The 19,368-nt window shown below is 69.0% G+C and carries 19 protein-coding genes; all 19 read left to right on the forward strand.

The annotated features are described in order from the left end of the window. Nucleotides 1–6 precede the first annotated feature (6 nt). On the forward strand, nucleotides 7–1,068 hold the full coding sequence (locus AC08OV_RS02050) for a phosphate starvation-inducible protein PhoH (protein ID WP_476612977.1): 1,062 nt from the start codon (nucleotides 7–9) through the stop codon (nucleotides 1,066–1,068). After that, nucleotides 1,065–1,877 (forward strand): ribonuclease III, encoded by an 813-nt coding sequence (gene rnc, locus AC08OV_RS02055; protein WP_476612978.1) that lies wholly within the window; start codon nucleotides 1,065–1,067, stop codon nucleotides 1,875–1,877. The genes AC08OV_RS02050 and rnc overlap by 4 nt, the downstream gene beginning before the upstream one ends. A 168-nt stretch (nucleotides 1,878–2,045) precedes the next feature. After that, on the forward strand, nucleotides 2,046–3,017 hold the full coding sequence (gene mutM, locus AC08OV_RS02060) for a bifunctional DNA-formamidopyrimidine glycosylase/DNA-(apurinic or apyrimidinic site) lyase (protein WP_476612979.1): 972 nt from the start codon (nucleotides 2,046–2,048) through the stop codon (nucleotides 3,015–3,017). Between the two features lie 222 nt (nucleotides 3,018–3,239). Further along, on the forward strand, nucleotides 3,240–4,010 hold the full coding sequence (locus AC08OV_RS02065; protein WP_476612980.1) for a DUF2786 domain-containing protein: 771 nt from the start codon (nucleotides 3,240–3,242) through the stop codon (nucleotides 4,008–4,010). A gap of 407 nt (nucleotides 4,011–4,417) precedes the next feature. After that, nucleotides 4,418–4,729: an acylphosphatase gene (locus AC08OV_RS02070; protein ID WP_035731396.1), complete on the forward strand. Its 312-nt coding sequence runs from the start codon at nucleotides 4,418–4,420 to the stop codon at nucleotides 4,727–4,729. Nucleotides 4,730–4,942: 213 nt separating this feature from the next. Further along, entirely contained in the window at nucleotides 4,943–5,140 is a 198-nt protein-coding gene (locus tag AC08OV_RS02075) for a hypothetical protein (protein WP_462202741.1), read from the forward strand. A 355-nt stretch (nucleotides 5,141–5,495) separates the two neighbouring features. Continuing rightward, entirely contained in the window at nucleotides 5,496–9,182 is a 3,687-nt protein-coding gene (smc, locus tag AC08OV_RS02080) for a chromosome segregation protein SMC (RefSeq protein WP_476612981.1), read from the forward strand. A gap of 63 nt (nucleotides 9,183–9,245) precedes the next feature. Beyond that, nucleotides 9,246–10,490 (forward strand): signal recognition particle-docking protein FtsY, encoded by a 1,245-nt coding sequence (gene ftsY, locus AC08OV_RS02085; protein ID WP_476612982.1) that lies wholly within the window; start codon nucleotides 9,246–9,248, stop codon nucleotides 10,488–10,490. Between the two features lie 388 nt (nucleotides 10,491–10,878). Continuing rightward, nucleotides 10,879–12,432 carry a signal recognition particle protein gene (gene ffh, locus AC08OV_RS02090; RefSeq protein ID WP_476619173.1) on the forward strand — a complete coding sequence of 518 codons (1,554 nt, stop codon included), beginning with the start codon at nucleotides 10,879–10,881 and terminating at the stop codon, nucleotides 12,430–12,432. A 264-nt stretch (nucleotides 12,433–12,696) separates the two neighbouring features. Further along, nucleotides 12,697–13,155 carry a 30S ribosomal protein S16 gene (gene rpsP / locus AC08OV_RS02095; RefSeq protein ID WP_462187776.1) on the forward strand — a complete coding sequence of 153 codons (459 nt, stop codon included), beginning with the start codon at nucleotides 12,697–12,699 and terminating at the stop codon, nucleotides 13,153–13,155. Continuing rightward, entirely contained in the window at nucleotides 13,156–13,389 is a 234-nt protein-coding gene (locus AC08OV_RS02100; RefSeq protein WP_476614601.1) for an RNA-binding protein, read from the forward strand. A gap of 47 nt (nucleotides 13,390–13,436) precedes the next feature. Continuing rightward, nucleotides 13,437–13,976 (forward strand): ribosome maturation factor RimM, encoded by a 540-nt coding sequence (rimM, locus tag AC08OV_RS02105; RefSeq protein ID WP_476591584.1) that lies wholly within the window; start codon nucleotides 13,437–13,439, stop codon nucleotides 13,974–13,976. A gap of 136 nt (nucleotides 13,977–14,112) precedes the next feature. Further along, nucleotides 14,113–14,910 carry a tRNA (guanosine(37)-N1)-methyltransferase TrmD gene (gene trmD / locus AC08OV_RS02110; protein WP_476614602.1) on the forward strand — a complete coding sequence of 266 codons (798 nt, stop codon included), beginning with the start codon at nucleotides 14,113–14,115 and terminating at the stop codon, nucleotides 14,908–14,910. A 246-nt stretch (nucleotides 14,911–15,156) separates the two neighbouring features. After that, entirely contained in the window at nucleotides 15,157–15,513 is a 357-nt protein-coding gene (rplS, locus tag AC08OV_RS02115) for a 50S ribosomal protein L19 (RefSeq protein WP_462187772.1), read from the forward strand. 184 nt (nucleotides 15,514–15,697) lie between these two features. Next, on the forward strand, nucleotides 15,698–16,783 hold the full coding sequence (gene lepB / locus AC08OV_RS02120) for a signal peptidase I (protein ID WP_476614603.1): 1,086 nt from the start codon (nucleotides 15,698–15,700) through the stop codon (nucleotides 16,781–16,783). Continuing rightward, nucleotides 16,780–17,502, forward strand: coding sequence for a ribonuclease HII (locus tag AC08OV_RS02125; protein ID WP_462187770.1), 723 nt, complete (start codon nucleotides 16,780–16,782; stop codon nucleotides 17,500–17,502). The genes lepB and AC08OV_RS02125 overlap by 4 nt, the downstream gene beginning before the upstream one ends. After that, nucleotides 17,499–17,795 (forward strand): DUF2469 domain-containing protein, encoded by a 297-nt coding sequence (locus AC08OV_RS02130; RefSeq protein ID WP_011437963.1) that lies wholly within the window; start codon nucleotides 17,499–17,501, stop codon nucleotides 17,793–17,795. Before AC08OV_RS02125 ends, AC08OV_RS02130 begins: the two co-directional genes overlap by 4 nt. Nucleotides 17,796–18,095: 300 nt before the next feature. Continuing rightward, the gene (locus AC08OV_RS02135) at nucleotides 18,096–18,452 is read left to right on the forward strand and encodes a YraN family protein (protein ID WP_476614604.1); all 357 of its coding nucleotides are present in this window, start codon (nucleotides 18,096–18,098) and stop codon (nucleotides 18,450–18,452) included. After that, on the forward strand, nucleotides 18,452–19,368 hold a 917-nt coding region (locus AC08OV_RS02140), incomplete at its 3' end, for a YifB family Mg chelatase-like AAA ATPase (RefSeq protein WP_476619174.1). The genes AC08OV_RS02135 and AC08OV_RS02140, both read left to right, overlap by 1 nt.

Raw genomic sequence — 19,368 nt, forward strand, 5'->3', positions numbered from 1 at the left:
CCCGGTGTGACACGTATCGCCGTTGACCTGGTGGGGGAGGGGTCCCCTTCCGGGCCTCTCCTCGAGGCACTGCCCAGCGCGCTCGACGCCGATCCGCATCTGGTGCTCACTCTGGTGACATCCGGTGACGCCGTCCGGGATGACCTTGCTCGCCTGGGAATTGTGCCAGGCGAGCGCGTTCTGCTCGCCACGGCTGCTCGCGGCGTTTCGGCGGGCCCGGAGGCATTGCGTGAAGTGCGAGCACGTCGGGACTCCGGCGTCCGGGTAGCGGCGCGCCTGGTCCGCGACGGACATGCCGATGCGATGGTCTCGGTAGCCCCGGCCGAAGCCGTGGTCGCCTCGGCTCAGTTCACCTACGGTCTGCTACCCGGGGTGACGCGGGCCACCCTCGCCTCGATTGTCGGCGGGTCGAATGCCCCCGTCGTGCTGTGTGACGCGGGGGCGACGGTTGATGTGACGGCGGACGAACTCGCCCAGTTCGCGGTCGCGGGCAGCGCGTACGCCGCGGTTCGCTTCGCCGTCGACGCTCCTCGCGTCGGGCTTCTGACGGCGCGTCCAGCGCTCCCCGACACCTTGCGGCGAGCGGCCGACGAGCTGCTCCGATCGCTTGATCTGCACTATGTCGGCCCGCTGACCGCTGATCGGCTCCTCGCGGCTCCGTGGACGGGCGAGCCGGGCGACGGCCAGAGGATCGATCATCGCCGCGGAGTCGACGTGGCGGTCACCGACGGATTCACCGGAGATGTCCTGATGTCCGTCATCCGGGGGATGCGATGGTGGGAATCTCATCGGGGTACGGGGCACCCGCCCAGGGCCGGTCTGGATCCGGGATGGGGAACGTTGGAAGATCCTGATGTGCGGGGGGGAACGATCGTGCTGGGGGTCGATGGTGTCGCGGTCCACGCGGAGCGGGCGCCGGGTGAAGCCGGCGACAGCCAGGCAGTCGGGCTGCTCGCGGCGCTGAGGGCGGCGTCGGCCGCGGTCCATGCGGACCTGGCTTCTCGGACCCGAGCGGCGATGGCGACCTTGGTGGCGCATCGCCGGGCCTTGGCCGGGCTGGTCGGATGACCCGCCAGTTGCCACCCCCGCCGCCGCGGGACGGCCTGATCGAGGTACTCGAGGTCGCCATCGACCCCGAGCTGCTCGACCGCGCACTCACGCACCGCTCCTACGCCTACGAGAAGGGCGGCCTGCCCACCAATGAACGCCTGGAGTTTCTGGGCGATGCGGTGCTTGGTCTGGTGGTGACGGCGGCATTGTTCATCCGCCACCCGGATCTTCCCGAGGGGCAGCTCGCCAAGCAGCGGGCCTCGGTTGTGAACATGCGGGCTCTCGCGGACGTGGCACGGGGGATCGGACCCACCGGGCTCGGTCCGTACCTACTGCTGGGCCGGGGGGAGGAGACCACCGGGGGGCGCAACAAGGCGAGCATTCTCGCCGACACCCTCGAGGCCATCATCGGGGCGGTCTATCTGTCCTCAGGCTTCGACGTGGCCTCCGGTTTCGTGCACCGTCTCTTCGATCCCCTGCTGGACGAGGCCGCCGGCCGGGGCGCAGGGCTTGACTGGAAGACCTCACTGCAGGAACAGACGGCGGTGCTGGCTCTCGGACCGCCTGAATATGTCGTCGAGGAGGCCGGTCCGGACCACGCGAAGCGGTTCACCGCCTACGCGAGGATCGCGGGAGAGCCACTGGGCGAGGGCGAAGGGGGAAGCAAGAAGGAGGCCGAGCAGCGGGCGGCCGCCGCGGCTTTCGCGGTTCTCGAGGAACGGTCGGCCCTGGGGCGGGAGGACGGTTCGGGCGTGGATGTCGTCGGCAGAGATCACGAGAAGTCCGCCATCGGCGGCCTCGATCACGATCGGGGCTCGGGCCCGTGAGAGCGGATGATCACCCGTTGCCCCGATTCGCTTCCTCAGCGGTGGCGACAGGCTCAGCGGTGGCGACAGGCTCAGCGGTGGCGACAGGCTCAGTGGTGGCGACAGATTCATCGAGCCACCTCGAGGGTCCGGTGTCATTCCACTGACCCGGCCCGATGACCGGAGATCATGCCAGAACTCCCCGAAGTAGAGGTTGTTCGCCGCGGTCTGGAACGTGGTGTCGTCGGTCGCGTCATCGCATCGGTTGACGTCCACCATCCTCGTGCGGTGCGCCGTCATCTGGCCGGTGCCGCCGACTTCTCGGCGCTGCTCGTCGGCCGCCGGATAACGGCGGCACGACGTCGCGGCAAGTATCTGTGGCTGGTGCTTCAGCCGCCGGTAGACCATGCGGCGTGCGCTCCGGTGGTTCCAGAAGAACCACCGGAGGAGGAATCAGCTGCCGTGCTGGCCGAGATGTCTCCGCCTGCCCTGCCCCCAGGTCATCCGGCCCAGGGGGATGCGCTGATCGCCCATCTCGGGATGAGCGGACAGTTGCTCGTCGTTCCACCCGCCGCCCCCGACCAGAAGCATCTGCGGATCCGGTTCGTCTTCACGGACGGAGGACGCGAACTGCGATTTGTGGATCAACGTACCTTCGGTGGCCTGGCGGTCGCGGTGGGGGAAGCGGATCTGCCTGCTCCCGTCGCGCACATCGCCAGGGATCCCCTGGACCCCGCCTTCGACGAGCGCCTCGTCACGGAGAGGATGCGTCGACGCCGTACCGGCGTGAAGCGGGCCCTGCTCGATCAGACACTTGTCAGCGGGGTCGGGAACATCTACGCGGACGAGGCCCTGTGGGCCGCGAAGTTGCACTACGCGCGGCCGACCGAGACCCTCACTCGGGCGGAGGTCGGCAGGCTGCTGGATTGCGCGCGGACGGTGATGACCGCGGCTCTCGAGGCGGGCGGTACGTCCTTCGACCGCCTGTACGTGTCGGCGGACGGAGTCAGCGGGCTGTTCGAACGGTCGCTACAGGTGTACGGCCGTGCGGGTCGGCCGTGCACACGATGCGGAGACGCGGTGCGCCGGGACGCTTTCATGAACCGGTCGAGCTTCACCTGCCCCACCTGCCAGCCGCACCCAGGGCGGGCCAGATGGTAAGGTTCGATCACACGTTCGAATCCCGCGACTCTCGGGTGCCTGCGGCTCTCGGGTGGGGTGCCGGGCGTGGCGTCCGCGATAGTCGGTGGGGAGCCAGACCTGCCGCGGCGTTCACAGTTATCGCCTCGTCCAGGGCCGAGACCGGGCTGCCGGGATCGGTGAGGCATCATCCGACACGTCGGCTGGCTGGCCTGCCCCCGACGCGACATGGACGGAGGCGCGATGAATCCGGATGCCCTGCTCGGTCGTATACGGAAGCTGTTGGCGATGGCGGAGGCGGAGGGGCTGAGCGAAGCCGCCCGCGAAACCTATAACAGCAAGGCAGCCGAGCTGATCGCCCAGTACGGGATCGACCGCGCGCTGGTCGAGGAGGCGTCGCCGCACCGCGTCGAGGCGGCTGACCTGGTGGTGGCCGTCGATTCGCCCTATGCCCGGGACAAGATCTCGTTGCTCGCGGGCATTGCCGCACCGCTTGGTTGCCGGCTCGTGTACCGGACCGAGCAGCGTGCAGTGGGGATGGGGCACTCCGCTCATCTGTTCGGGATGGATGCGGATATCCACCGCGTGCAGATGTTGTTTACCTCGTTGCTGGTCCAGCAGGCACAGGGGTTGGCCCTCGCCCGTCCACCACGCCGGGAGGACCCGCGGGCGTTTCGTCGGTCGTGGATGGCCGGCTTCGCGGTGGCGGTGGCGGAGAGACTGACCAGGACGGAGCGGATGGCCCGGGAGCGGGCGCAGACCCAGCAGAAGCAGACCCGGGAGAACGGATCAGACGGGCCCTCGACGACGCCGTCGGTGGCCGTCGTCCTGGCGAATCGAAGCCAGCGGGTGGATGCGCACCTGGCAAGCGTCTACCCCAGGTTGCGAGCGCCAAGGACACGCCAGCTCTCCGGGAGCGGCGGTCGTGCGGGCTACCAGGCCGGCGAGCGGGCTGATCTTGGTCTGGGTAACCGGGTGTCCAGCCGCGTCTCACCGGCGATCGGCATGAGGTGAATCGTAGGGGTGGTAGTTATGAGTGGTCCTGACTACTATTTGCCGCCCGGCAGATTGGGCACCGCTGTCTGGGTAGGCCCTGCGGTACGCGGCGGGGCGTAGCCAGGACCAATAATCTTGTCTGCGCTGTCGACCGGCTCCGGGGTCACCTGGCGGTCACCATCGGTGCTCGCGTGCGGGGCGGGTAGCGTGCCGCCGTCCTGGGAGAAGTTCTGGCCGCAACCGCTGAGAAGGAGCGCCGAGCCGAGAGCTCCACACGCGAGTAGCACGGCAGCGGACCGGCGGCGGAAACGTGGCCGGTCCGGCCGTTCCAGTCGATGATCATCCTGCCGCCGTGTCCCTCTCGGTCGGCCTGCCATGTCTGGGAAGTATGTGGTATCCACAATGGCCAGTACCCTACCGTGCTGATGAGCGATGTATCCGCGGAGCAGAGGGAGTCCGGACACGCCGTGGTCCGATTCACTGCCCGGGTCGCCGGCCTTGTCCAGGGCGTCGGCTTTCGTGACTACGTGCGTACCCGGGGCCGGCGCCTGGGCCTGGTCGGATCCGCCACCAACCTCCCGGACGGGGCGGTCGAGGTGGTTGCGGAAGGGCCGGAGCCGGCCTGTCGTGACCTTCTGCACTTGTTGATGACGGGTCACACCCCTGGGCGGACGGACAGGGTGGAGGCTGTGTGGCAGGTGGCGCAGAGCGATCTGACCGACTTCCGGCGAAAGTGACTGGTTGCAGACGCTGTGTTGTCGGAACTGTCGTGGGGATGACCGTCCGCTTTTTACATGTTCACCGGACCGGCTCGGGAGCATGTGGCATGCTCTTGACTTTCGGTCACTCGACGTGGGAGCCTGGAGTCATTGTTTGGGGCGCACTCTGATCTGTTCGGATCTTGTGTTGTCTGACACCCACTAGGTCACTCATCGTGGAGGACCATCACTATGGCGAAGGCCCTTTTTGGCCACGTCGGTTCCGGCGGCGACTTGCGTCTCTCTTACGAGGTGCGTCGGCTTCGTGCCCGTGTAGCGGAGCTCGAGGCAGAACTGGCTCGAGTACGTGAAGTCAACGAGGCGTTGGTGGGTGGTGTCGACGTGCCGGAGGATGTCCGGGCGCTCGACGCTGAACCGGCGTTCAGCTGAGCTGGCGGGGCGTTTCCCGGGGAGGCGCCCCCTCATAGTGGGTATGCCCGGTTACGTGGGCAAGGCTCCGTTTCTACGGGTGTCATGATCACCGAGGTCGCTGAGATCGTCGGATCGGTCGTTCTCTTGCCGGCTCGTCTCTGTCCAGTGATGTTGCCTGTGTGTCTCGGGTCACCTTGGCGGCTCTATACCCAGGAAGAGCCGGGCAACCTCGCTCCTCGCCTTCTTCGTGCTTTTTTCGGAGTGTAGCCTGCTGGGTGCTTCGGGTTGCCGACTAGGATGGCTCTGTCGAACGTCGGCTGAGTCCGGCCATCCCGGGTCGAGCCGGTGAACCCTTCCAGCGCTCCGGAGACTGGTGCATCTCAAGAACTTGACCCTGCGGGGCTTCAAGTCCTTTGCGAGCTCGACCTCCCTGCATCTCGAGCCGGGAATAACCTGCGTGGTCGGGCCCAACGGGTCGGGCAAGAGTAACGTCGTCGACGCCATCGCCTGGGTACTGGGGGAGCAGGGTGCCAAGGCCCTGCGTGGCGGCACCATGTCCGATGTCATCTTCGCGGGCACGCCCGCTCGCCCGGCCTTGGGGCGCGCCGAAGTACTCCTGACGATCGACAACTCGGACGGCGCGCTCCCCATCGAGTACACTGAGGTGACCGTCGGGCGGCTGATGTTCCGCAGCGGCGAGAGCGAATACACGATCAACGGTACCGGTTGTCGCCTGCTGGATATCCAGGAACTGATGAGCGACTCGGGTATCGGCCGAGAGCTGCACGTGATCGTCGGCCAGGGTCAGCTCGACGCGGTCCTGCACGCGCGCCCGGAGGATCGCCGCGCCTTCATCGAGGAGGCCGCCGGCGTCCTCAAACACCGTAAACGCAAGGAGAAGGCACTCCGCAAGCTCGAGGCGATGTCGGCGAACCTCACCCGCCTCACCGATCTGTCCGCCGAGCTGCGTCGGCAGTTGGGGCCGCTCGGTCGGCAGGCGGAGATCGCACGTAAGGCCGGTGTGATTCAGGCTTCGCTCCGGGACGCCCGCCTGCGCCTTCTCGCCGACGATCTCCATCGTGCCCGGGCCGCGATCGCTTCCGACCTCGCGGACGAGGAGGCATTGCGGGCGCGGCTGACGACCACCGAAGCCGCTCATGCCGCGGTCGCCCGCCGGGAGGAGCAGCTGCAGGCCGACCTGACGGCGATCGTTCCGCGCGCCACCGGCGCCCAGGAGACCTGGTACGCCCTGGCATCCCTGCGGGAACGGCTGCGGGGCACCCGTTCGCTCGCCGTCGAACGGGGTCGCCTGTTGCGTGCCGCGGCCGACGACGTACGTGGGCGCCGCGACCCCGAGGAACTGGAACAGGAGGCCACGGCGGTCCGGGAGCAGGAAATCGCCCTCACCGAGCGGCTGGAGCGTGATCGGGACCTGCTCGCCGAGGTGGTCACCAGGCGTGCCGATCTCGAGGCCGCGCTCGCCCGGGAGGAGAAGGAACTGATCGCCGCGGCACGCGCGGCGTCTTTTCGCCGTGAGGAGATCGCGCGCCTTGCCGGCCAGGTGGAGGCTGCCAGGTCCCGTGCCACCAGTGCCGAGAACGAGATAGCACGGACGACCGAGGCACTCGACGCCGCGCGGGAACGGGAGACCGAGACCTCGGCGTCACGTTCGGCCCTCGAGATCGAACTCTCCCGGATGGAGAGCGCACGGGAGGATCTCACCGAGCGGCACAGCGCGGCCGTGGCGGTGCATGCCGCTGCCGCCGAGCGGCTCGAGGTCCTGCGCGGTGAGGAGCGTAGCGCCGAGCGTGACCGCGCCTCCTGGGCCGCGCGACGTGACGCGCTGCATCTCTCCCTCGCGCCGGCCGACGGAGCCGCGGCACTGTTAAGGGCTGCTACCGGCGCGCAGACCGCGCAGACCGCGCAGACCGGGCAGGGCGCCTCGAACACGGCGGAGGACCCGGCTCCGGCACTGGATCCGACCCTCGAGGTGATCGGCCGGCTGGCCGGCGTCCTGAGCGTGACCGCCGGCGCGGAGGCGGCCATCGCCGCGGCGCTGGGCGCGGCGGCGGACGCCCTGCTCGTCGGCACGTCGGAAGATGCCATGGCGGCCTTTGCGTGGCTGCGGGAAACGGGCGCCGGCCGAGCAGCGCTGGTGGCCGCCGTCACCGTCGCGGATGAGCCTGACGCCTGCGCCGATCCCGCCGCCTGCGCCGGCCCTGTCGGCAGCGCGGCGACCGACCCGGGGGCGGCCAGCGCCGACGGTCCGCTCCCGGCCGGTGCCGTTGCCGCGCTGGATCTGGCGGAGATCGGTGACGACCGGTTCCGTACCGCCGTGTCGTCCCTGCTCGCCCGGACTGTCGTGGTCGAGGATCTGGCAGCGGCCGAGCGGGCCACGGCGTTGCGTCCCGACCTGCGGGTGGTCACCCGCGCCGGCGACGTCATCGGTGCGCCCCTCTCGATCGGTGGCAGCGCGAACCCGCCGTCTGCGATCGAACTGCAGGCCGCGGCGGACGAGGCCGAGGCCGGTGTGGCGGAGGCGACCCGTCGCGTCGAGTCCGCCCACGAGGCGTTCGAGCCCGCGCGTGCCGAGGTGACCCGGGCCCGTACCGCCATCGACGCGGCACTGGCGGCGCTGCACGGGACCGATGCCCGGCACCGGGCGCTGTCCGAGCAGATGGCGCAGCTCGATCGTTCGGGAGGGGCCGCGGCCTCCGAGATCGCCCGGCTGGAGGCTACCCGATCACGGGCCGAAACAGCCCGTGATCGGGCATACGGAGCGTTGACCGAGCTCGAGGCGTCGCTCGCCGCGACATCTGAGCAGCCGGAGGCGGGGGAGCGTGCTCCGGATGAACGGGACCGGCTCGTCGCGGCCACCTCCGCCGTGCGCGCCGCCGAGGTCGAGGCCCGGTTGGCCGTCCGTACCAGCGAGGAGCGGGTGCGAGGCCTGCAGGGACGCGCCGACGGACTGATCCGCGCGGCGGCGAACGAGCGGGCGGCACGGGCCGCGGCGGCCCGTCGGCACGAGGTCCGCGAGCGGCAGGCGGCCGTCGCGACGGTGATGGGGGAGGCGGCCCAGGTCGCTCTCGACCGCCTGGACCATTCGCTGGCTCGCGCCGCGGCGGAGCGGGAGGAGGCCGACGCACTGCGCAAGGCCGCCGAGACGGAGCTGGTCGGGGTGCGTGACCAGGGGCGCGCCCTGGCCACCGAACTCGCGGCGCTGCGCGACGCCGCCCATCGCGACGAGCTGGCCCGAGCGGAGAAGCGGCTGCGGGTGGAGACACTGGAAGCCAAGGCTCTGGAGGAGCACGGCATCGACGCGGACGACCTGGTGGCGGAGTTCGGGCCGGTCACGCTGGTCCCGCCGGATGAGCCCGACGGCACCGCGGTGCCGTTCGATCGAGCCGAGCAGAGCGCCCGGGCTGCCACCGCGGAGAAGCAGCTGGCCCGGCTGGGGCGGGTGAATCCCCTCGCCCTCGAGGAGTTCGCCGCGCTTCAGGAGCGGGCGGCGTTCTTATCCGCGCAGCTCGAAGACATCAAGAGCACCCGCCGGGATCTTCTCCTGGTCGTCGAGGAGGTTGATCTGCGGGTGCGTGAGGTCTTCGCCGTCGCGTTCGCGGACACCGCCCGTGAGTTCGAGATCGTTTTCTCGACGCTGTTCCCGGGCGGTGAGGGCCGGCTGGTGCTTACCGATCCTGATGACATGCTCACCACGGGTATCGAGGTCGAGGCGAGGCCGCCGGGAAAAAAGGTGAAGCGTCTGTCGCTGTTGTCCGGCGGGGAGCGTTCACTGACCGCACTCGCTCTCCTGCTCGCGATATTCCGGGCCCGTCCTTCGCCCTTCTACGTGCTCGACGAGGTCGAGGCAGCTCTGGACGACCGCAACCTCGGCCGGCTGCTCGATGCTGTCGAGGGTCTGCGCGAGAAGTCGCAGCTGATCATCGTCACCCACCAGAAACGGACGATGGAGATCGCTGACGCCCTGTACGGCGTGGCCATGCGGGGCGACGGGGTGACGACAGTGATCAGTCAGCGGCTGCGGGAGCGGGCGGCGCTCTGACGCCGCCGCCCTCCCGCCGGGCGAGCGCCACGGCCTTGTGGCGTCATCTGTCAGGATCGGTACGTGGAGCTCCTCATCCTGATCGTCGTCATCGCCGTCGTCGTACTGGCCACCGTGGGCCTGGTGGCCGGCACGGCCCTGCGCCGACGCCCCCGCCGATCCGTCGAGGAAGGCCCGCGCCCGGGCGCCGACTACCGTCCCGGGGTCGGTGACGATGCCGAGGTACCCCGAGATTCGGCGACCAGGACGGTCGACGACATCGGTCTTCCCGATGTGCTGCTGCCGTCCCCGACGGAGACCGAGGGCGTCGGCGCCCCGCCCGCCGAGATACCGGCCGCGCCGGGGATCCCGGTCCAGGAGCGGATCCTGCCGGAGGCACCGCCGCCGGCCGCCGGCCGCCTCGTCCGGCTGCGCCTGCGGCTGGCTCGTTCGCAGAACGCGCTCGGTCGCGGATTGCTCTCCCTGCTGTCCGGCGACAATCTCGACGAGGACGCGTGGGAAGACGTGGAGGCGACCCTGCTCCTCGCCGACGTCGGGGTCACGGCGACCACCGAGCTGGTCGCCGCGCTGCGGGAACGCACGAAGGTGCTCGGTGCCCGCACGCCTGCGGATGTGCGGGCGATGCTGCGCGACGAGCTGCTTGCCCAGATCGGTACGACGACCGACCGATCGCTGCGCACGACGGCCCCGGATCGTCCCGCCGTCGTACTCGTCGTCGGTGTCAACGGTACGGGCAAGACCACGACCTGTGGAAAGATCGCGCGGCTGCTGGTCGCGGACGGGCGTACGGTCGTGCTGGGCGCGGCGGACACGTTCCGTGCCGCGGCCGCGGATCAGCTTCAGACCTGGGGTGAACGGGTCGGCGCGATCACGGTCCGCGGGGCCGAGGGGGGTGACCCCGCGTCGGTGGCGTTCGATGCGGTCCGACAGGGCACGCAGAGCGGTGTGGACACCGTGTTGATCGACACCGCCGGCCGGCTGCACACCAAGGCAGGCCTGATGGACGAGCTGGCGAAGATTAAAAGAGTGGTGGGCAAGCACGGTCCGGTCGATGAGGTGCTGCTCGTGCTCGACGCCACGACCGGTCAGAACGCGCTTGTCCAGGCACAGGTGTTCACGCAGGCGGTTGATCTCACCGGAGTCGTGCTGACCAAGCTGGACGGTACGGCCAAGGGCGGGATCGTCATCGCCGTGCAGCGCGAGCTCGGCATGCCGGTGAAACTGATCGGCTTGGGAGAGGGTCCAGACGATCTTGCTCCCTTCGAGCCGGAGACGTTCGTCGACGCCCTGTTGGGCGAAGCTGGCTGATCGATCGAGTGGCCGCCGGATCGGCGAAGACCACAACGTGCTCAGCGTCAAGGCCTTCCGGTCGTTCGGCATGTGACCTAAGCTTCATCACTGAGCGGAGCTGTGGGGCTCCGTGGTCAGCCGCGCCATGTTCCTCGGTGTTCTCCTGACCGGGGGGGTGAGCGTCCGGCGAGGCGTCTCGCCCTCCTCAGCGCAGAGGGCGGGCCCGGCAGGTGAATGACCAGGTCGGTGTCCGTGCGGGCATGCCTCGCCGGGCCGCGCACGTCGCGTCCGCGTCGATCGGCCGATGCGTGACGTCGTCGGTTGATCGGACGCGGGGGTGTGCTGTCCTCGTCGTCGGGTGCGTACGCTGGTGCCTGCGGTCCGTCTGCGATCTCGGAGTGTGTGCGTGTTCGACACCCTTTCCAGCCGCCTCGACAAGGTCTTCGCGTCGCTGCGTGGCAGAGGGCGCCTTACCGATGCCGACATCGACGCCACTGCGCGGGAGATCCGGGTGGCTCTGCTCGAGGCGGACGTCGCGCTCCCGGTCGTCCGTGGCTTCGTGGCCGCGGTGAAGGAGCGTGCCCGCGGCGCCGAGGTCAGTGCGTCGTTGAACCCTGCCCAGCAGGTAATCAAGATTGTCAATGAGGAGCTCGTCGCGATCCTCGGCGGCGGCACGACGACGCTGCGGTACGCCAAGACCCCGCCGACGGTGGTCCTGCTCGCCGGCCTGCAGGGAACGGGTAAGACCACCCTGGCCGGCAAGCTCGGGCGCTGGCTCAAGGCCCAGGGTCACACCCCGCTGCTGGTCGCGGCCGACCTGCAGCGTCCGAACGCGGTCAACCAGCTGCAGGTGGTCGGGGCGCGGGCCGGGGTGGAGGTCTTCGCGCCCGAGCCCGGCAACGGGGTCGGGGATCCGGTGCGCGTCGCGCGCGACGCGCTCGCGCACGCGCGCCGGCAGGTCTTCGATGTGGTCGTCGTCGACACGGCCGGGCGGCTCGGCGTCGACGAGGAGATGATGCGGCAGGCGGCCGACATCCGCGACGCTGTCTCACCGGATGAGATTCTCTTCGTCCTGGACGCGATGATCGGTCAGGACGCGGTCGCGACCGCGAGCGCCTTCGCCGATGGCGTGGGATTCAGCGGAGTGGTCCTGACCAAGCTTGATGGCGACGCGCGCGGTGGTGCGGCCCTCTCGGTCGCCCAGGTGACCGGTCGGCCGATCATGTTCGCCTCCACTGGCGAGGCCCTGGACGACTTCGACGTCTTCCACCCGGAACGCATGGCGTCGCGGATCCTCGGTATGGGTGACGTCCTCACCCTCATCGAGCAGGCCGAGAAGGCGTTCGAGGCCGAGCAGGCCGAGGCCCTGGCGGCGAAGATGGTCGCCTCCGAGTTCACTCTCGAGGATTTCCTCGAGCAGATGCTCGCGGTCCGTAAGATGGGCCCGATCGGCAACCTGCTCGGCATGCTGCCGGGTATGGGCCAGATGAAGGATCAACTGGCGCAGGTCGACGATCGGGATGTCGATCGGGTGGTTGCGATCATTCGGTCCATGACGCCGACGGAACGGCGTGATCCCAGGATCCTGCAGGCGTCCCGCAAGGCTCGGGTCGCGCGTGGATCCGGGGTCACGGTCACCGAGGTCAACCAGTTGCTGGACCGGTTCGCCGAGGCCCGCAAGATGATGCGGCAGATGGCCGGCGGCATGGGGATGCCGGGGGGGGTGGGTCGAGCGAAGGCCGCCTCGGCTCGCAAGACCGCGAAGAAGGGCAAGGGAGCCAGCCGCAAGGGTAATCCGGCGGCACGGGCGGCCCAGGCCAAGGCGCAGAAGTCCACTGCGCAGGAGCGGCTGGCGAAGGGCCCCGCGCTTCCGGACGGCATGCCGGATCTCTCGGCGCTGATGCGGCAGCAGGACGGCTTCGGTGGGATGCCGCCGCGCGGCCCCCGCGGGGGCCGTTGACCCGCGCGAGGCGGCCGTGGTGGATGCACGGGCTCCCCGGTCGTGCGCGGCGGTCACGATCTGGCAGACTGTAAGCTCAATACAGGCCCTGCCTGCCAGCGCCGGTGTGGCTGCCCTCATTCCTCGCGGTGTCGCGGTTTCTCGCGGTGCCGGGCGGGAGATGTGTGAGTGGTTGTCCGGCGCGGGTGCTTCCCACCACCGGGGCTCCATGCGCAGCCGTGGAAAACCAGTGGTCATCGACATGTCTGGAGCCGTTCGACCACCGTGGCAACCAAGATTAAACTGCAGCGTCTCGGCAAGATGCGCGAGCCGCACTACCGCATCGTCGTGGCCGATGCCCGTACCAAGCGGGATGGTCGGGTCATCGAGTCCATCGGGCAGTACCACCCCAAGTCCGACCCGAGCATCATCAAGGTCGACGCCGAGCGGGTGGGGCACTGGCTCTCGGTCGGTGCACAGCCCACCGAGCCCGTCCTCGCGATCCTCAAGGTCACCGGGGACTGGCAGAAGTTCAAGAACCTGCCGGCGCCCCCGCCGATGAAGGTCGCCGAGCCAAAGGCGGACAAGCGGGAGATCTTCCAGGCGGCCGCGCGGGCTGCTGCGGGCGCCGAGGACCGGCCGGCCACCACGCCGAAGAAGGCCAAGAAGTCCGGGTCGGCAGAGTCGGCAGAGGAAGTGGAAGCCGCCCCGGCCACGGACGCACCGACGACCGCGGGGCAGTAGGTGCTGGAGGCGGCCCTCGAACATCTTGTGCGAGGCATCGTCGATCACCCCGACGACGTCCGGGTGGACCTGAACAACGGTCGGCGTGGACGTACCCTGGAGGTGCGGGTGCACCCCGAAGATCTCGGGAAGGTCATCGGTCGGCGAGGCCGTACCGCTCGTGCGCTGCGCACGGTGATGGGCGGTGTCGGAGGCCGGGGCCTTCGGATCGACGTTGTCGATGTGGATCATTAGGATCCGCCGATGCTGTCGCGAGCTTTGTCCTGATTGCTCGAGAAGTCGTGGCTGAGGAGATCGTCGTCGGGCGGATCGGCCGGCCGCATGGCATCCGCGGTGAGGTCACGATCGAGATTCGCACCGACGTGCCCCACCGCAGGTTCGCCGTAGGGGCAGTCCTCGGTCGCGAAGGGGGCGGAACTCCGCTCACCGTCTCCGGCGCTCGTTGGCACTCGGGTCGCCTGTTGCTTCACTTTCGCGGGGTGGACGATCGTGGCGCCGCGGAGGCGCTGCGCGGCGTGCTCCTGGCTATCGACGCGGATCAGGCGGGATCGCCGCTCGACGACGATGCCGCCGACGGCGAGGCCGTGGAGATGTGGTGGGATCGGGACCTGGTCGGCCTGCGGGCGGTGACCACGGCGGGCATGTTGTTGGGGCACGTCACCGACATCATTCACTCCCCTGCGGGAGACCTGCTCGCGATCGGCGGCCCGGATGGTGGCGAGCATCTCGTCCCCTTCGTCCGTGACATCGTGCCGACCGTCGACCCCCCCGCCGGCCGGATCGTCGTGGATCCGCCGCCCGGCCTACTCGATCTCGATTGACTCGGGTCCTGCGCCGGAAGTTGGCTGCGCCGCCTCGGCCCGGTCTTCGGCTGGCGGGCAGGTCGGGTTTCCCGGCAGGCAGCCGATACCTCTGAGAGCCGATACCTCTGAGAACTGATATCTCTGAAAGCAGCCGATGCGCGCCGACATCGTCACCATCTTCCCGGCCTATCTCGAGCCACTGCGTCTGTCGCTCGTGGGCCGGGCCCAGGAGCGCGGAACCCTGCAGATCCATACACATGATTTGCGGATGTGGACCACGGATGTTCATCGCACCGTGGATGACGCCCCCTACGGGGGAGGCCCGGGAATGGTCATGCGGCCCGAGCCCTGGGACGCGGCGTTGTCGGAGATCACCGCACGAGTGGCCGGTAGCCGGCCCCGGGTCGTCGTGCCGACCCCGGCGGGGACTCCGTTCACTCAGCGCTATGCCGAAGAGTTGGCGCGCGAGCCCTGGCTGGTGTTCTGCTGCGGGCGCTACGAGGGCATCGACGCCAGGGTGATCGAGACCTGGGCCGATGACGAGATCTCCATCGGAGACTATGTGCTGGCCGGGGGCGAGGCCGCGACTCTGGTGCTTCTCGAAGCGGTTACGCGGCTGCTGCCCGGAGTCCTCGGTAACAGTGCCTCGGCCGTCGACGACTCTTTCTCCGACGGCTTGCTGGAAGGCCCGGTCTATACCCGTCCGCCGGTATGGCGGGGGGCCGAGGTGCCGTCCGTTCTCCGCTCCGGCGATCATGAGGCGATCGCCCGCTGGCGTCGTTCCCAGGCGCTTCGTCGTACCCTGTTGCGGCGCCCGGACCTCCTGGAACGCCGCGAGTTCGCCGAAGCGGACCGAGCCGTACTCGCTGCCGCCGCTGCCGCCGCTGCCGAGGCGGCCGGGCGGATGGTGCCGGGCCCCCACCGAGGGGATCGGCCTGATCCATCGTCGTGACGTCGAGGGGCCGGGCGAGGGGTAGGGCGGTCCGGTCTCTCTCCTAGGTGTGGCACAGTAGGATGCAGTGTCCGTCGGTTCGTGACCGGTTCGGGCGGCCTCGGGTCGCATGTCTTCCCCGCGGGACACCTCGCGGTGATTGCGTCCACCCATGCCGGCCAGATCGGCCTCGACCATGGATTGTCCGTCTCGGTGCGTTCCGGGGCCGCGGACGATCCATTCTCAACTCTTCAGGAAGCGACTGCCATGCACACCCTGGACAGCCTCGACGCCGAGTCGCTGAGGACCGACGTGCCCGAGTTCTGGCCGGGCGACACCCTCAAGGTCCACGTGCGGGTTGTCGAAGGAAACCGTCAGCGCATCCAGGTCTTCCAGGGTGCCGTCATCCGCCGCCAGGGTGGCGGGGTGCGGGAGACCTTCACCGTCCGTAAGGTCAGCTTCGGGGTGGGTGTGGAGCGGACCTTTCCCCTCCACAGCCCGATCGTCTCGAAGATCGAGGTCGTGAGCCGCGGTGACGTCCGACGGGCCAAGCTGTACTACCTGCGTCAGCTGCGCGGTAAGGCTGCCAAGATCAAGGAGAAGCGTGAGCCGGTCGCGCGCTGAGGTCACCGCCACCCCGTGACGCGTCCGGATTCTCCATCCGCGACTTGCCGGTTGCCCGTGCAGGTGCCGTCGCCGTTGATGGAAGAAGATAGGCGGCACGGTCCGCAACGCTGTCGCAAGGTGCGGCTGGTGGCACGTCGACCGGTCCGATGAGGTTTGGCGGTCGATCCTGCGAGGTGGCGGCGTGAACGCATCCGATCCCAGTGGGCCTCGGGGACCGGGAAGGACCGAGTGCGGCCAGCCGGACGGCGCGCAGCCGAGCCCTGCGACCGAGCCAGACGGCCCGAAGGACCAGGCGCAGCCCGACGGTTCGGAAGCCACCGGTCGTCGGGTTTCCCGGCCCGAGGCGGCGCGGGCCCGTGGCCGTGGCTCGTTCCTCCGCGAGCTCCCGGTCCTTGTGCTGATCGCCTTTCTGCTCGCCCTGCTCATCAAGGCTTTTCTGGTCCAGGCGTTCTGGATCCCCTCGGAGTCGATGGAACGGACACTGCTCGTCGACGACCGGGTTCTTGTCAACAAGGTCGTCTACCACTTCCGCGACGTGCACCGGGGTGAGATCGTCGTCTTCAACGGCAAGGGAACCGGATTCGATCATGCCGAGTCCGTCGTCCCGCCGCCGAGCAACGCGTTCAGCAGGTTCGTTCGTGGCGCGCAGAACCTGTTGGGTCTCGGGGCTCCGAGCGAGACCGACTTCATCAAACGCGTCATAGCGGTCGGCGGCGACACGGTCGCGTGTTGCGATACTGCGGGTAGAGTCTCGGTCAACGGCCATCCGCTCGACGAGCCGTACGTCTACCAGAACGACTATCAGCGGTTCGGCCCGCTGACCGTCCCGGCTGGCTACCTGTGGGTGATGGGTGACCATCGCGGGGCCTCCTCGGATGCCCGGCAGAACGGGCCGATCCCGAAGCATGCGGTGGTGGGACGGGCCTTCGTCCGTGTCTGGCCACTCGGCCGGTTCGGATTCCTGGGCGTTCCAAACGATTTCGCCGGGATTCCCGTCGAGTCGGTGCTGCCTCCGGCTCCTCGTGCGCCGGCCGGGTCGGCCACATCAGCCGGGTCGGCCACGTCGGCCACATCGGCCGCGCTGTCTTCCGCCGACGACGCCGCGGTGCCGCTGCCGGGCTCCCCGGTCACGGATGACGCATCCCTGTTCGCCCTTGCCGTGCTGATCCCCCCGGCGTGGACCGCCACCCGTCGGCCCCGCCGGATGCCACGAGGACCCACGCGCACGCGCGTGTCAGGGACGGCTCGGCGCCGCGGTCCGTCATGAGACACTACGGTGCCGCTCTTCGCCGGGATGCCGGGCTGTTCGGTTACGAGCGCGCTCTGAACAGGCATGGTCTCGGTCCGGTCGCAGGGGTCGACGAGGCGGGTCGTGGGGCATGCGCCGGACCCTTGGTCGTCGCCGCGGTGATTCTGGCTCCGGAGGCTCGTCGACGGCTGGCGCGGTTGGCCGACTCCAAGCTCCTGACCGAGCAGATCCGTGAGAGTGTTTTCGAGGACGTGACGGCCGCCGCCGAGGCGTGGTCGACCGTCGTCATCTCCGCGGCCGAGATCGATCGGGTCAGCCTGCACGTAGCCAACATCACCGGAATGCGACGCGCGGTGGCGCGCCTGCCTGTGCGCCCAGGGTACGTACTCACGGATGGATTCGCGGTCGCCGGTTTCGGAGCGGAGTCGTTGGCGGTGGTGAAGGGAGACCGGGTGGTCGCGTGCGTGGCGGCAGCCTCGGTCGTGGCGAAGGTGACGAGGGACCGGATCATGCGTGCGTTGCACACGCGCTATGCCGAGTACGATTTCGCGCAGCACAAGGGATACGTCACCGCGGCCCACGCGGCGGCGCTGGCGCGCTGCGGACCGTGTGACGAGCATCGGATGTCGTACGTCAACGTGGCTGCGCATGCGGCGACGACGAGGGAAGCACGATCATTGCGGCTGGAGGACAGGGTGCTTGTGACCAGCCGGCATGGCGTCACGGAGACTGTATGAGCGCGGAAGACCTCGAGAAGTACGAGACCGAGATGGAGTTGCAGCTCTATCGCGAGTACCGCGACGTGGTGGGGCTTTTTTCGTATGTGATCGAAACCGAGCGCCGCTTCTACCTCGCGAACGACTACCAGATCGAGGTCAGGAACAGCACGGACGGCGAGGTCTTCTTCGAGTTGATCTTGCGGGACGCCTGGGTGTGGGACATGTTCCGTCCTGCGCGTTTTGTTAAAAATGTCCGAGTAGTCACCTTTAAAGATATCAACGTCGAGGAGTTGACTAAGGCCGAGCTCTGACGCCGACTCTCGGCGTCACGCTTGCCAGCCCCGGCCGCTTGATCGCTTCGGCGTCTTGATCGTCTCGGCGGTATGTTCCGCAGATCGGCATCTCATTCCGATCGGTTGTCGCCTGGATCGACAGTGCGAGTCGGCCCGTCACCGAAGCCCGTGATGCCCCGCTGAGATGTCCGCCCAGCTCGCTCCTGTGGAGAAATCCTCGCCATCCACATATCGATCATGTGGATGGCTCTCCGGCCCGCCCACGTCCACGCTGGTCACGACCGGCGGGCACCCGTCCCCCGGCGAACGGGAGCGGCGATGCGGGCAAAGGACGCACTGGGCAGGTTCGGCGAAGATGTCGCCGCCCGCCATCTGGCGGCGGTCGGCGCCGAGATCCTCGACTGTAACTGGCGCTGCCGCGAGGGCGAGCTCGACCTCGTTGTGCAGGACGGTGAGAGCCTGGTGTTCTGCGAGGTCAAGACCCGATCCGGGACGCGTTACGGATCGGCCGCCGAGGCCGTCGTGGGTCGCAAGGCGGCTCGGATCAGACGCCTGGCTGCCCGATGGCTCGCAGAGCACCCCCACGCCTCGTCGTTGGTGCGTTTCGACGTCCTCCTGGTGTCCCGCTCTCCGGCGGGTCCGGTTCGTGTCGAGCACATCCGGGGAGCGTTCTGATGGCCCTCGCGCGGGCCCGGGCGGTGGCGGTCGTCGGGGTCGAAGGTCACATCGTCGAGGTGGAGGCGGATCTCGCCAATGGTCTTCCGCGGCTGACTCTCATCGGTCTGCCCGATGCCGCGTTGCATGAGTCGCGGGATCGGATTCGCGCCGCGATCGTGAACTCGGGCCAACGGTGGCCTGATCGGCGCATCACGCTCGGGTTGTTCCCCGCCACCCTCCCGAAATCGGGCAGTGGTTTCGACCTGGCTATGGCGGTGGCGATCCTCACCGCGGCCGGTGTGGTGCCGCGCGCCGCCCTGCTCCGTCGGGTACTCATCGGCGAGCTGGCGCTGGATGGCCGGGTGCGCGGTGTCCGCGGGGTGCTCCCGGCGGTACTTCGGGCGGTGGCTGCCGGTATCGAACGGGTCGTGGTACCGGCGGGCAACACGGCCGAGGCGGCGCTGGTACCGGGCGCGGTGGTAGAGCCCGCTGTCGATCTCACCAGTGTGCTGGCGCTCCTGCGGGGAGAGATCGCCGCCGAGCCCGTGGCGGCCCCCACGGCCGAAGCTGCCTCCACCGACGGTCAGGTCGGGGATCTGGCGGACGTGGCGGGGCAGAGCAGGGGCCGGCTGGCCGTCGAGGTCGCGGCGGCCGGTGGCCACCACCTGTTCATGCAGGGGCCGCCCGGCAGTGGCAAGACCATGCTGGCCGACAGACTGCCCGGGCTGCTGCCGAACCTCGGTACCGAGGCCGCTCTCGAGGTGACCGCGGTCCATTCGGTCGCCGGCCTGCTGCCCGCGGACTGCCCGCTCGTCACCCGACCGCCGTATCGTAGTCCGCACCACAGCGCGACCCCGGCGGCACTCGTCGGGGCAGGCTCGACGGTGATTCGGCCCGGGCTGGCCAGTCAGGCGCACCGGGGCATCCTTTTTTT

Source organism: Frankia sp. CeTa3Moorea (assembly GCF_978021225.1).

What these genes read in the sequence shown, in the direction of transcription:
- AC08OV_RS02070 (WP_035731396.1), top strand. Translation starts at nt 4,418, where the DNA reads ATGAGCGATGTATCCGCGGAGCAGAGGGAGTCCGGACACGCCGTGGTC.
- AC08OV_RS02065 (WP_476612980.1), top strand. Translation starts at nt 3,240, where the DNA reads ATGAATCCGGATGCCCTGCTCGGTCGTATACGGAAGCTGTTGGCGATG.
- rnc (WP_476612978.1), top strand. Translation starts at nt 1,065, where the DNA reads ATGACCCGCCAGTTGCCACCCCCGCCGCCGCGGGACGGCCTGATCGAG.
- AC08OV_RS02135 (WP_476614604.1), top strand. Translation starts at nt 18,096, where the DNA reads ATGCGGGCAAAGGACGCACTGGGCAGGTTCGGCGAAGATGTCGCCGCC.
- mutM (WP_476612979.1), top strand. Translation starts at nt 2,046, where the DNA reads ATGCCAGAACTCCCCGAAGTAGAGGTTGTTCGCCGCGGTCTGGAACGT.
- trmD (WP_476614602.1), top strand. Translation starts at nt 14,113, where the DNA reads ATGCGCGCCGACATCGTCACCATCTTCCCGGCCTATCTCGAGCCACTG.
- AC08OV_RS02125 (WP_462187770.1), top strand. Translation starts at nt 16,780, where the DNA reads ATGAGACACTACGGTGCCGCTCTTCGCCGGGATGCCGGGCTGTTCGGT.
- AC08OV_RS02075 (WP_462202741.1), top strand. Translation starts at nt 4,943, where the DNA reads ATGGCGAAGGCCCTTTTTGGCCACGTCGGTTCCGGCGGCGACTTGCGT.
- AC08OV_RS02130 (WP_011437963.1), top strand. Translation starts at nt 17,499, where the DNA reads ATGAGCGCGGAAGACCTCGAGAAGTACGAGACCGAGATGGAGTTGCAG.
- rplS (WP_462187772.1), top strand. Translation starts at nt 15,157, where the DNA reads ATGCACACCCTGGACAGCCTCGACGCCGAGTCGCTGAGGACCGACGTG.